This window comes from Eggerthella sinensis, from assembly GCF_003339815.1.
Classification (GTDB): Bacteria; Actinomycetota; Coriobacteriia; order Coriobacteriales; family Eggerthellaceae; genus Eggerthella; species Eggerthella sinensis.
Genome location: NZ_PPTT01000006.1, coordinates 96793 through 109114 on the forward strand (window position 1 = coordinate 96793; position 12322 = coordinate 109114).

13 protein-coding genes and 3 tRNA genes are annotated in these 12322 nt (G+C 65.3%); 13 read left to right on the forward strand and 3 right to left on the reverse strand.

Annotation, left to right across the window (positions count from 1 at the left end; genetic code table 11):
- Positions 1 to 12 precede the first annotated feature (12 nt).
- Positions 13 to 87: transfer RNA gene (locus C1876_RS04985), tRNA-Val, on the forward strand.
- 109 nt (positions 88 to 196) lie between these two features.
- Positions 197 to 271, forward strand: a tRNA-Ile gene (locus C1876_RS04990).
- Positions 272 to 326: 55 nt separating this feature from the next.
- Here C1876_RS04990 and C1876_RS04995 read toward each other — a convergent pair.
- Entirely contained in the window at positions 327 to 839 is a 513-nt protein-coding gene (locus C1876_RS04995; RefSeq protein ID WP_114545620.1) for a DUF6125 family protein, read from the reverse strand.
- A gap of 132 nt (positions 840 to 971) precedes the next feature.
- On the opposite strand from C1876_RS04995, the gene trpS reads away from it, so the two are divergent.
- The 3 genes from trpS (at position 972) to C1876_RS05010 (ending at position 2630) form a co-directional block, all read left to right on the forward strand.
- Positions 972 to 2018 (forward strand): tryptophan--tRNA ligase, encoded by a 1047-nt coding sequence (gene trpS / locus C1876_RS05000; protein WP_114545621.1) that lies wholly within the window; start codon positions 972 to 974, stop codon positions 2016 to 2018.
- Between the two features lie 128 nt (positions 2019 to 2146).
- Positions 2147 to 2221, forward strand: a tRNA-Asn gene (locus C1876_RS05005).
- 205 nt (positions 2222 to 2426) lie between these two features.
- Positions 2427 to 2630, forward strand: coding sequence for a cold-shock protein (locus C1876_RS05010; protein ID WP_114545622.1), 204 nt, complete (start codon positions 2427 to 2429; stop codon positions 2628 to 2630).
- Positions 2631 to 2761: 131 nt separating this feature from the next.
- Here the strand turns inward: C1876_RS05010 and C1876_RS05015 are convergent, their stop codons facing one another.
- On the reverse strand, positions 2762 to 3145 hold the full coding sequence (locus C1876_RS05015) for a MerR family transcriptional regulator (RefSeq protein WP_114545623.1): 384 nt from the start codon (positions 3143 to 3145) through the stop codon (positions 2762 to 2764).
- Between the two features lie 172 nt (positions 3146 to 3317).
- Here C1876_RS05015 and C1876_RS05020 point away from each other — a divergent pair, with 172 nt between their 5' ends.
- From C1876_RS05020 to serC, 4 genes are all read left to right on the forward strand, one after another.
- Entirely contained in the window at positions 3318 to 3857 is a 540-nt protein-coding gene (locus tag C1876_RS05020) for a flavodoxin family protein (protein WP_114545624.1), read from the forward strand.
- Positions 3858 to 4034: 177 nt separating this feature from the next.
- Positions 4035 to 6131 carry an ABC-F family ATP-binding cassette domain-containing protein gene (locus C1876_RS05025; RefSeq protein ID WP_114545625.1) on the forward strand — a complete coding sequence of 699 codons (2097 nt, stop codon included), beginning with the start codon at positions 4035 to 4037 and terminating at the stop codon, positions 6129 to 6131.
- On the forward strand, positions 6128 to 6598 hold the full coding sequence (locus tag C1876_RS05030) for a tRNA (cytidine(34)-2'-O)-methyltransferase (protein WP_114545626.1): 471 nt from the start codon (positions 6128 to 6130) through the stop codon (positions 6596 to 6598). The genes C1876_RS05025 and C1876_RS05030 overlap by 4 nt, the downstream gene beginning before the upstream one ends.
- A 201-nt stretch (positions 6599 to 6799) precedes the next feature.
- Complete coding sequence (gene serC, locus C1876_RS05035) at positions 6800 to 7882, forward strand: 3-phosphoserine/phosphohydroxythreonine transaminase (protein ID WP_114545627.1); 1083 nt, start codon at positions 6800 to 6802, stop codon at positions 7880 to 7882.
- Between the two features lie 195 nt (positions 7883 to 8077).
- Here serC and C1876_RS05040 read toward each other — a convergent pair whose 3' ends face one another.
- Positions 8078 to 8860, reverse strand: a complete 783-nt coding sequence (locus C1876_RS05040; protein ID WP_114545628.1) for a glucose 1-dehydrogenase — start codon at positions 8858 to 8860, stop codon at positions 8078 to 8080.
- A 234-nt stretch (positions 8861 to 9094) separates the two neighbouring features.
- Here C1876_RS05040 and C1876_RS05045 point away from each other — a divergent pair, with 234 nt between their 5' ends.
- The 4 genes from C1876_RS05045 to C1876_RS05060 are packed head-to-tail and all read left to right on the forward strand — an operon-like array spanning position 9095 to position 12263.
- The gene (locus tag C1876_RS05045; protein ID WP_114545629.1) at positions 9095 to 9778 is read left to right on the forward strand and encodes a site-2 protease family protein; all 684 of its coding nucleotides are present in this window, start codon (positions 9095 to 9097) and stop codon (positions 9776 to 9778) included.
- Between the two features lie 13 nt (positions 9779 to 9791).
- On the forward strand, positions 9792 to 10583 hold the full coding sequence (locus C1876_RS05050) for a segregation and condensation protein A (protein WP_114545630.1): 792 nt from the start codon (positions 9792 to 9794) through the stop codon (positions 10581 to 10583).
- Between the two features lie 4 nt (positions 10584 to 10587).
- A complete protein-coding gene (scpB, locus tag C1876_RS05055) occupies positions 10588 to 11397 on the forward strand; it encodes an SMC-Scp complex subunit ScpB (protein ID WP_114545631.1) in 810 nt (269 codons plus the stop codon).
- 17 nt (positions 11398 to 11414) lie between these two features.
- Entirely contained in the window at positions 11415 to 12263 is an 849-nt protein-coding gene (locus C1876_RS05060) for a pseudouridine synthase (RefSeq protein WP_114545632.1), read from the forward strand.
- The last annotated feature ends 59 nt before the right edge of the window (positions 12264 to 12322 follow it).

The following is a 12322-nucleotide window of genomic DNA, read 5'->3' on the forward strand; positions in this document are numbered from 1 at the left end:
CAGCGCTTGCACGGTCGCTTGGCTCAGCGGGAGAGCATCGCCTTCACACGGCGGGGGTCACAGGTTCAAATCCTGTAGCGACCACCATGAATCCTCAGAACCCTCGGAAGTCCGGGGGTTCTTTCTTTTCGGTCGGGCGGCAAAGAGCCCCTTGGCATCGGCGTCGGTTTTGGGATAGAATAGCGGGGCGCTTTACGGGCCTATAGCTCAATGGCGGAGCAGGGGACTCATAATCCCTTGGTTGCAGGTTCGAGCCCTGCTGGGCCCACCACGGACGTACGAGCCGGTCGCACGAGATCATTCGGGCGGCCGGCTTTTTCGTGCCCTCAGGCGCGCAGCGTGAACTTCCAGGCGCAGTTGCACGTGTCGTCGACGATGTCGGGGAAGCAGCTCAGGCATGTGCACGTGATGCGGTCGTCGATCTGCTCGGCGAACACCCCGTACTCCACCACGCCCACGCTCTTGCACGGGTGAAAGCCCATGCCCTTGCGCTCGCGGGCGTTCTGCACGCGGCAGTCGACGATGCGATAGCGCAGCTCGTCGCCGTCCACGGTGATCTCGTCCACGTTCGCGGCCGACTGGCAGCGCAGGGCGAGCGCCTTTGCCAGGCCCTCGAGGCCCGGGTGCTCGTCGAGGCCGAGGAACCGCTTGATGCGGCGCGCCTCCGATGCGCTGAACCGCCGCCACGCCTCGATGTCGTGGTGCACGGCGGCGTCCATGCCGTCCTCGGCTTCGATGGACTGGAACCAGGTGCCGTCGAGGGCGATGAGGTTCTTCGCGTATATTTCCAGCAGCTCGATGAGCTCGTCTTTGGACAGGGCGCGTACGGTTTCGTTCATGGAATCTCCTTGCGATGCGGGGTCGGCTTCGATTATAGCGCGCTGCCGAAGTGCACCGCAGACCACAAAACCGCTATACTGTTGCGTTGCCGATTGATTCCACCCGATCATGAACAACGGAGAACCGAGACCATGAGCATCGATAGCTTTGAAGCGAGCCGCAAGCGCTCCGACGAGATTCGCGCCGACCTGCCCGTCCATCCCGAGAAGTACACCATGCTGACGGGCGACCGCCCGACGGGCCGTCTGCACCTGGGCCACTACTTCGGCACCATCCGCGAGCGCGTCGCGCTGCAGGACTTGGGCATCGCCACGCGCATCATCATCGCCGACTACCAGGTGATCACCGACCGCGACACCACCGAGCACATCCAGGACAACGTGTACAACATGGTGGTGGACTACCTGGCCTGCGGCATCGACCCCGAGAAGACCATCATCTTCACGCACTCGGCCGTGCCGGCGCTCAACCAGCTCATGCTGCCGTTCCTGTCGCTCGTCACCGAGTCCGAACTGCTGCGCAACCCCACGGTGAAGTCGGAGATGGACGCGTCGGGCCACGCGCTCACGGGCCTTTTGCTCACGTATCCCGTGCACCAGGCGTGCGACATCCTGTTCTGCAAGGGCAACATCGTGCCGGTGGGCAAGGACCAGCTGCCGCACATCGAGCAGACCCGTCAGGTGGCGCGCCGCTTCAACGAGCGCTACGGCCACGTGTTCCCCGAGCCCGAGGGCGTGCTGAACGACGCGGTGGAGATTCCCGGCCTCGACGGCCGCAAGATGTCGAAGAGTTACGGCAACGCCATCAGCCTGTCGCTCACGGCGGAGGAAACCGCCAAGCTCATCAAGAAGTCGAAGACCGACCCCGACCGCATGATCACCTACGACAAGGAGAACCGTCCCGGCGTCTCGGCGCTGCTCACCACCGCCGCGCTGTGCACAGGCCGCACCGAGCTCGACATCGCCGCCGAAATCGGCGACGGGGGATCGGGCGCGCTCAAGAAGTACGTCACCGAAAGCGTCAACGAGTTCCTCGCGCCCATCCGCGAGCGCCGCGTGCAGCTTGCCGGCGACATGGACTACATCAAGGACGTGCTGCACGACGGCAACCGCCGCGCCAACGAGATAGCGAACGCCACCCTCGACGAGGTCCGCGCCGCCATGAACATGGTGTATTAGGGACGTTTGTCGCATATGACCTGCGCGAATGAAGGAAAATCGTGCATGTGCCTGAATTTCGAAAATTCGGTATTGCGAAAAGATGAGGTTCCGGTATAATCTTCACTTGCGCAATCAAGGGCGCCCATTCCTCGGTAGCTCAACGGCAGAGCATCCGGCTGTTAACCGGAGGGTTGTAGGTTCGAATCCTACCCGGGGAGCCAGAAACTTGAAGGAGGCCAGACCAACGTCTGGCCTCCTTTTTTGTATCGATCATGTGTGCGGTCATCGAATATCGCCCTGCCCTCCGATTGACGCCGTGCATCGCGTACACTCTTTCAAGCGGCAGAGGCCGCATATTCATCGACAGCGCCGGTTATGCCGCGCGTCGTCAGCATTTGCCCTGCGGGGTAGGAAGTAAGGTTTTGCATGTCTAAGGGTACCGTTAAGTGGTTCAACTCCGAAAAAGGCTACGGCTTCATCTCCCAGGAGAACGGCGAAGATCTGTTCGTCCATTTCAGCGAGATTCAGGGCGACGGCTACAAGAGCCTCGATGAGAACGCCGAAGTCGAATTCGTGATCGCGTCCGGCGCGAACGGCAAGAACCAGGCGACCCAGGTGCGCGCGCTCTAAGCGACGCCGAGGATCGATTGCGCGCGGCCCGACGGGCCGACGTGCCGAAGCCCCCGAACCCTCCGCGGTTTCGGGGGCTTCTTAGTTCGGGGGCCTCGCATGAGGATGCGGGGCTGCGGGAGGGGGCGGCGCTACGACTCGCCGCGCAGCTGCCGCTCGCATTGGCGGATGGTCTGCTCGTAGTTGTCTATCTTGTAGTCGAGGCGGTCGAGGCCGGCCTGCATCTCGGCGATGCGCCCCCGCACGAGTTCGCGCTGCTCCTCGAGCAGGGCCTTGCGGGCCTCGAGCGTCGCGTCGTCCTCGTCCATGAGCGCCATGTACTCGATGAGCGCCTCGATGGACACGCTTGCCGCCCGCATGCATTTCACGAACTGCACGCGGGCGCAATCCTGCTCGCTGTAGTCGCGGATGCCGCTTGCCGTGCGCGTGACGTTCGGCAGCAGGCCGATGCGCTCGTAGTAGCGCAGGGTATCGGCGGACAGACCGTATTCCTTACTCACTTCGGCGATTTTCATGCACGTCCCTTTCCTCGTACGCATCGTGTACGCCTATTGAAGCACATGGAGTGCACTCCAAGTCAAGCGCGTCGGCATGCGGCGAAATTGGTTCATACGACCTCTTGACTTAGAGTTGACTCGAAGGAATAGGATGAATCCCGTCAGACGATCAAGACGAGAGGAACGGCACATGACGAAACGGATTTTGGCGATAGCGGCGAGTCCGCGCAAGAACGGCAACTCCGACCTGCTGGCGGAACGCTTCATCGAAGGCGCGCTTAAAGCGGGCAACGTGGCGGACGAGGTGTTCCTGCGCGAGAAGGAGATCGGGTTCTGCCGTGCATGCGACTACTGCCGCACGCACGAGGGCGCCTGCGTGCAGCGCGACGACGCCGCCGAGGTGCTGGACAAGATGGCGGAGGCCGATGTGATCGTGCTGGCCACGCCCGTGTACTTCTACTCGATGGACGCGCAGCTCAAGGCGCTCATCGACCGTACGGTGGCGCGCTATACCGAGCTCGCCGACAAGGAGTTCTACTTCATCGCGGCCATGGCGGACCCCGACGAGGAGCTCATGGAGCGCACCTTCGAGGGCCTGCGCGGCTTCACCGACTGCCTGCCGGGCGCGGTGGTGCGCGGCGTCGTGTGCGGCGTGGACGCATGGGAGAAGGGCGCCATCGCGGGCAGCCCGGCGATGGACGAGACGTACCGCATGGGCGTGGAAGCGTAAGAGAGAGCCGGCGCGCGGCGGCGACCGACGCGCGTGCGCGTTGCTTTCGGGAATTGCCGGGGAAATGGGGAAGCCGCTTCGCAGGAGGCGGCTTCTTCCGCTATCATATGAGGGCTGTGCCCCAGGCGGGCGCAGCCCTCAGCGAAACCGCACGCAAGCAGAAAGCACGCACGCATCATGATCATGCAGCTCGAACATATATCCAAGTCGTTCGGGGGACGCCAGCTCTTCCACGACGTGACGTTCCGTCTCGAAGAGTACGAGCGCCTGGCGCTCGTCGGCCCGAACGGCGCCGGCAAAACCACCATGCTCAACATCATCTCGGGGGCCGAGGACGCCGACGAGGGCCGCGTGCTGTTCGCGAAGGGCGCGCGCGTGGGCTACCTCGAGCAGGAGGCCATCGAGATGGCCGACCAGCCCATCTTCGAGGAGGTCATGTCGTCGCAGGTGGAAGTGCTCGAAGCCGAGCGTCGCCTCCACAAGCTCGAGCACGAGTTGGGCGAGAATCCCACCGAGCAGCAGCTGGCCGCCGCCGGGCGCGCCCGCGACGCCTACGAGGTGCTGGGCGGCTACACCATCGAGGCGAAGGTGCGCAGCGTGCTGTTCGGCCTGGGCTTCAAGGAGGACGACCTCGCACGCTCCACCACCGAGTTCTCCGGCGGCTGGCAGATGCGCATCGCGCTGGCGAAGCTGCTCATCCGCAACCCCGAAGTGCTCCTGCTCGACGAGCCCACCAACCACCTCGACCTCGAAAGCGTGAAGTGGCTCGAGGGCTTTCTGCGCGGCTACGCCGGCACCGTCATCGTGGTCAGCCACGACCGCGCGTTCATGGACAACATGGTGGACCGCGTGGCCGAAGTGGACAACGGCCAGGTGAACCTGTACAAGGGCAACTACTCCGCCTACCTCAAGACGCGCGAGGAGCGCCTCGAGCGCCTGCGCGCCGAAGCGGCGAGGCAGGCCGAGGAGATCGCCCACATGGAGGCGTTCATCGAGAAGTTCCGCTACAAGGCCACGAAGTCCAAGCAGGTGCAGGATCGCGTGAAGAAGCTCGAGAAGATCAAGCGCATCGAGCTTCCCGAGGAGAAGAAAACCGTCAAGTTCAACTTCAAGCAGCCGCCGCGCACGGGCGACGAAGTGGTGAAGGCCCGCGGCCTCGTGAAGCGCTACGGCGACAAGAAGGTGTACGACGGCTTCGACTTCACCATGTACCGCGGCGACAAGATAGCCCTCGTCGGGCCGAACGGCGCGGGTAAGTCCACGCTGCTCAAGATGATCGCGGGCGCCATCGAGCCCGACGCCGGCACCATCGACTACGGCGTGCACGTGTCGAAGACCTACTACGCGCAGCATCAGCTCGAAGAGCTGCACCCCGGCAACACCGTGTTCGAGGAGCTCGACCACGTGGCCCCGGGTTGGAGCATCTCGCAGGTGCGCACGCTGCTGGGCGCGTTCCTGTTCACGGGCGACGCGGTGGACAAGAAGGTGAGCGTGCTGTCCGGCGGCGAGAAGAGCCGTCTCGCGCTGGCGAAGATGCTCGTGGCGCCGCGCCCGCTTTTGTGCCTCGACGAGCCCACGAACCACCTCGACATAGCGAGCGCCGACATCCTCGAGCAGGCGCTCAAGGTGTTCGAGGGCACCATCCTGTTCATCACGCACGACCGGCACCTCATCCGCGGCGTGGCGAACCGCATCGTGGAGATCGAGCCCGGCAAGGCGACGAACTACGACGGCGACTACGACTACTACCTGTTCAAGAGCGGGCAGCTCGATGCGGAAGGCCCCATGAGCCCGTCGCTCGTCGACGAGATGCTGGACGAGACGCCGAAGGCGAGCGGGAAGGACGCGGCGAAGGGGAGCGCGAAGGCCGGCGGGTCGAAGACCGTCGTGCACGTGAACCGCAAGGATCGCGGCGCGGCCGAAACGGAGCAGGACGCCACCGTCGACCTCACCGCGCCGCGCGCGAGCGCGCCGAAAACCAAGGAGCAGAAGCGCCGCGAGGCCGAGGCGCGCAACCGCGCCTACGCGGCCCTCAAGAACCACCGCAAGCGCATCGCCGAGCTCGACCGTCAGATGGAGCGCGACAACGCCCGTATGGCGGAGCTGCTTGAGCTCATGGCCGACCCCGACTTCTACGTGAACGAGGACGCCAGCTCCGACGCGGTGGCCGAGCACACGAAGCTCAAGCAGCGCCTGTCGGCGGCCGAGGAGGAGTGGTTCATGCTCACCGAAGAGCTGGAAGAGGAGATGGCAAAGCAGGCGGAAGCGCTGTGAGCGAGCCGCTCAACATCGTGCTCGTGGAGCCGGAGATCCCGCAGAACACCGGCAACATCGCGCGCACCTGCGCCTGCACGGGCGCGCGCCTGCATCTTGTGGAGCCCATGGGCTTCCGCCTGACGCAGAAGCAGCTCGCGCGCGCCGGGTGCGACTACTGGGACGAGGTGGACATCGTGCGCTGGCCCTGCGCCGCCGCGTTCTTCGAAGCGCACGCCGCCGACGAGCTGCACCTGTTCACCGGCCATGCCGCGCGCTCGTTCGCGGACGTCTCGTACGGCGAGGGTGCCTTCCTCGTGTTCGGCCGCGAGAGCCGCGGCCTCGACGGCGACCTCATCGAGGCACACGCCGCGCGCTGCGTGCGCATCCCCATGCGCGACGGCCTGCGCAGCCTCAACCTGAGCAACGCCGTGGCCGTCGCCGCCTACGAGGCCCTCCGCCAGCAAGGCTGGCCGGAGCTGGGGTAGGACGCCCGCGCGCACGTGACGCACCGCATCTTCGCTCGGAAAACACGCTACGTGGCGTGAGGCGTGGTTTCCGAGCGAAGATGTGCCCGGTGACCGCCCGGCGTCCCGTTTCGCCGCTTTAGCGGGATAAAGCGGTTGGCGCGGGGGAATCGCGGTATACTTGAGAACATTATCTGCGTGCCTATCAAGGAGGTCGTTTCTATGGCTCGAGTGTACAACTTCTCCGCCGGTCCCGCGGTGCTGCCCGAGGAGGTGCTGCGCGAAGCCGCCGACGAGATGCTCGATTACGAGGGCTCCGGCATGTCGGTCATGGAGATGAGCCATCGATCCAAGCCGTTCGCCGCCATCATGGAAGCGGCCGAGCAGGATATCCGCGACCTTCTGAGCATCCCCGACAACTACCGCGTGCTGTTCCTGCAGGGCGGCGCGTCCACGCAGTTCGCGATGATCCCGATGAACCTCATGAAGAACAAGGTGGCCGACTACGTCGTGAGCGGTTCCTGGTCGAAGAAGGCGTATCAGGAGGCGAAGCTGTTCGGCGACGCCCGCTGCGTGGCCTCGAGCGCGGACGAGAACTTCAGCTACGTGCCCGACGTGCACGCCCTCGAGCTGTCCGACGACGCCGACTACGTCTACATCTGCCAGAACGAGACCATCTACGGCACGGTGTACCACGAGCTGCCCGACACGAACGGCAAGCCGCTCGTTGCCGACGTGTCGTCGTGCTTCCTCTCCGAGCCCATGGACGTGTCGAAATACGGCCTCATCTACGGCGGCGTGCAGAAGAACGTCGGACCGGCCGGCGTGACCATCGTCATCATCCGCGACGACCTCGTTACCGACGAGCCGCTGCCCGGCACGCCAACGATGCTGCGCTACGACACGCACGTCGACGCGAAGAGCCTGTACAACACCCCTCCCGCGTACGGCATCTATATGTGCGGCAAGGTGTTCAAGTGGCTCAAGGCTCAGGGAGGCCTCGAGGCCATGCAGCAGCGCAACGTGGAGAAAGCCCAGCTGCTCTACGACTTCCTCGATCGGTCGAAGTTGTTCAAGGGAACGGCCCGCACAGAGGACCGCTCCATCATGAATGTGCCGTTCGTCACCGGCTCCGACGAGCTGGACGCGAAGTTCGTCGCCGAGGCGAAGAAGGCGGGCATCGAGAGCATCAAGGGCCACCGCAGTGTCGGCGGCATGCGCGCCAGCATCTACAACGCCATGCCCCGCGAAGGCGTCGAAGCCCTCGTGAAGTTCATGCAGGAGTTCGAGAGGGAGAACGGGTAAGGGGATATTCCATTTCCTGTGGCGCGGCGGGGGAGATGTGAGTTGTTGAGCTCTTCCGCGCCGTTGGGACGTCTCGCAGGTTAACGAAAAAGGCGCGCCGTGGGCGCGCCTTTTCGCATGTCTTCCCGCGCGCCATGGAGTAGGAGGAAGCCATGGGCGGAGGAGCACGGAAGCCCTCGAGTGCGCCTGCCCTTCCTAGTACGCGCTCCAGCCGCCGTCTATCGTGAGGGTTTCGCCGTTGATGAAGCCGGCCTGGTCGGATGCGAGGAACAGGGCGGCGGCGGAGATTTCCTCCGGGGTGCCGGAGCGGGTGGCACCCGCGTAGCCGGTCGTGGCCTTCGCCATGCCGCGCTCGCTCGGCTGCCGCATGCCCACGCCGATGTTCGTCTGGGTGTTGCCCGGGCAGATGGCGTTGCAGCGGATGCCGGTGTCGGCGTACATGAACGCGACGTTCTTCGTGAGGCCCACCACGGCGAACTTCGAGGCCGTGTAGGCGCAGCCGCCGCGCCCGGCGCACAAACCCGACAGCGACGCCGTGTTGATGATGACGCCGCCTTCGCCGCGCTCGAGGAAATAGCGCACGGCCTTGCGCGTGCCGTACATGACGCTGTTCAGGTTCACCTTCATGAGACGCTCCCACACGTCGTCGTCCATCTCGGCGATGGGCAGCAGGTTGTCCATGATGCCGGCGTTGTTCACGATGATGTCCATCTTTCCGAACGTGCCGACGGCATGGTCGACCATGTCCTCCACGGCCGCGCGGTTCGAGACGTCCACCTTCATCACGTCGAGCTTGTCGCCGTACGCGGCGAACTCGTCCTTGAGCGCGTTCAGGCTGTCCTCGTTGAGGTCGGCGGCCAAGCAGCTCGCCCCGGCTTCGAGGAAGCGCTGGACGATGCTCTTGCCGATGCCGGACCCGCCTCCGGTGATGACGGCGACCTGGTTCTCGAGTACGGAATGGGGACGTGCGTCAGACATGTGACAACTCCTTTTCAAGCCGGTTGATCGGGTTGGTTCCGTTGCGCAGCGTACCATGCGCCCCCGCGCGCCGCCGATGCCTCCGACGGCGAAAGGCCGGAGGTCCTCGCGCGGCGGGCCGCCCCCGATGCGAGCGGTAGCGAAACGATCTTCGGCGGCGAAGCGTCGGTCACTTGTGAAATTTCCTGCCGGCGCGTCGAACGGGGGCGGGGTTGCGGTAGACTGATCAGCATTATGTCTTCCATATCATTGCCCTACCTCATATGCTCCATCCTGAGCTTCGTTCCGGCCATCGTATGCCACGAGGCCTGCCACGGCTTCGCCGCCTACCGCCTGGGCGACCCCACGGCGAAGCGCGCGGGGCGGTTGTCGTTCAACCCGCTCAAGCACATCGACCCCTTCGGCACCGTCATCATGCCGTTGTTGCTCATGGCCATGAACATGCCCGTGTTCGGCTACGCGAAGCCGGTGCCGTACAACCCGGCCTACTTCAAGGACCCGCGCAAGGGCGATCTCATCGTGGGCCTCGCCGGCCCCGCCGCCAACCTCGTGCTGGCCATCCTGGGCGCGGTCGTGTACACGCTCATCATGCTCGTCCTTCCCGTGCAGCAGCTTGCGCAGAACGACATCTTCTACTACTTCCTCACGTTGTTCCTGCCCATGTTCTCGCTCATCAACCTGTACCTCATGTTCTTCAACCTGCTGCCCATCCCGCCGCTCGACGGCTCGTCCATCTTCGCGTTCTTCCTGCCGCAGAAGTACCTGCCGCAGTACTACAAGGTGCAGCGCTACGCGTTCCCCATCTTCATGATCGCGGTGATCGCCGTTCCCTACGTGCTGCACTTCAACCCCATCGGCATCTACTTGGACGCGACGGCCGGCAACGTGTTCGACCTGCTGTTCTCGTTCGGCGGGTAGAAGAGGCGCGTCCGTGTCGTACAAGGTTCGCATAGACAGCTTCGAGGGGCCGTTCGACCTCTTGCTGTACCTGGTCAGCCGCCAGAAGGTGGATATCGGGGCCATCTCCATCACGCAGATCGCCGACCAGTACCTGGCCGAAGTGTCGCGTATGGACAACCTCGATTTGGACGTGGCGAGCGACTTTCTGCTCGTGGCGTCCACGCTGCTCGAGATCAAGGCCGAGAGCCTGCTGCCGCGCGAGCGCGATGCGGTGGAGGACGAGTTCGAGGAGCTTGCGCCGAGCGAGGCGCGCGACATCCTCGTGGAGCGCCTGCTCGCGTACAAGCAGTACAAGAACGCCGCGAGCGCGCTGCACATGCGCTTCGTGTCCGAGGGCCGCATGCATCCGCGCCCCTTCGGCCCCGACGCGTGCTTCTTGAACCTCATGCCCGACTACCTCAAGGACGTCACGCTCGACGGCCTCGCGCTGCTGGCCGCCCGCGCCTTCGCGCGCCGCGACGTGTTCCTGCTGGAATCCGAGCACATCGCCGCGAAGCCCATCCCGGTGGAGGTGCACGTGCGCGCCATCCATCAGCGCATCCAGAACAAGAAGACGCTGCGCTTCTCGGAACTCGTCGACGAGCGCACACCCACGCCGGTGGTGGTCGTGACGTTCCTCGCCGTGCTCGAGCTGTACAAGCGCGCCATGGTGACCATCGAACAGGCCGAGCTGTTCGGCGACATCGACATACGCTACATCGAAGGGTCGGGGGAGCTCGTGCTCACGGGCGACGACTCGCTCACCTCGGTGGAGGAAGGGTAGGGCCATGTTCCAAGGCTTGCAGGAAAACCAGCTCAAGGGCGCGATCGAGGCCATGCTGTTCGTCACGGACGAGCCGGTGGGCACCATCGCGCTGGCCGACATGCTGGAGGTGGAGCCGGGCGAGGTGGAGCGCGCGCTCGTGGAGCTGCGCGGCCAGCTGGAAGGCGAGAACCGAGGCATCCAGCTGCGCGAGGTGGCCGGCGGATGGCGCCTGTACTCGCACCCGGCGTACCACGAGCTCATCGAGCGCTACGTGCTGTCGTGGGACACGCGCAAGCTCTCGCAGGCGGCCATGGAGACGCTCGCCATCGTGGCGTACCTGCAGCCCGTCACGCGCTCGGGCGTGGCCTCGGTGCGCGGCGTGAACTCCGACAGCTCCATCAACTCGCTCGTGGAGAAGGGCCTCGTGCGCGAGGCGGGCGTGGCCGACGCGCCCGGCAACCCCACGCTCTACGCCACGACGCGCGCCTTCCTCGAGAAGTTCGGCCTGCGCTCGACCGCCGACCTGCCCGACCTCGACCAGTTCGCGCCCGACGACGACACGCGCGCGTTCATCCGCGAGCGCCTGAGCGCCACGCGCGACGAGGTGTACATCGCCGAGGACGCCCGTCTCGACGACGAGCCGGCCGACGCGCTCGACGGCGTGCAGTTCGAGCTCGACGACGACGTGTCGGTGATGGCCGTGGAAAGCCCTCGCGAAGAAGCCGCCTCCGACGCCGCCCAGCAGATGCTCGCCGAGGCTATGGCCAGCGGCTTCGGCCTCGTGGAGAAGATCGACTTCGACAAGCTGACCTTCGAGACCGACGATGAGTAGGGACGTGGAGGCGCCTCATGTCGTCTGCTGACGAGCTTGTCGTCCCCATGCGGTTGCAGAAGTTCCTTGCGCGGGCGGGGGCGGCCAGCCGGCGGGGGTCGGAGAACCTCATGACGGCGGGGCGCGTCACGGTGAACGGGGAGGTGGTCACCGAGCTGGGCAGCAAGGTGGACCCGCTCGTGGACGAGGTGGCGGTGGACGGCGCGGTGGTGCGCCTGGCCGACGGCCCGATCACCCTCATGCTGCACAAGCCTGCCGGCTTCGTCACCACCATGTCCGACCCGCAGGGGCGTCCCACCGTGGCCGAGCTCGTGCCGACGGAGCGCTATCCCGGACTGTTCCCCATCGGCCGCCTCGACTACGACACCACGGGGCTGCTGCTGTTCTCCACCGACGGCGAGTTGGGCAACGGGCTGCTCCATCCCAAGCACCACGTGACGAAGCGCTACCTGGCCTGCGTGGAGGGCACGCCGACCGAGCGCGAGCTGGCGCTGCTGCGCCGCGGCATCGAGCTGGACGACGGGCCTGCGCAGCCGGCGGACGTGCGCATCGTCGAAGGCGGCCCCGCGCGCCAGGCCGCGCGCCTGCTGGACATCCCCGCCGCCGTGCCTCCGCGTTCGTCGAGGGAGTACGCCGCGGTGTGCGAGGGCCGCGCTCTCGAGCGCGCCATCGTGCGAGTGGGCATCCGCGAGGGCCGCAAGCGCCAGGTGAAGCGCATGCTGGCCGCCATCGGGCACCCCGTGCTCGCCCTGCATCGCGATTCCTTCGGTCCGCTCGAGCTGGGCGACCTTCCGCGCGGATCGTGGCGCGTGCTCGATGCCGATGAGGTGGCGGCGCTCCATAAGGCTATCGGCAGCAGCAAATAATGCTAGAATGAAACGCGCAGGGGCCCGCTTCGCGGGTCTGAGCGCACGAAGAAAACGAC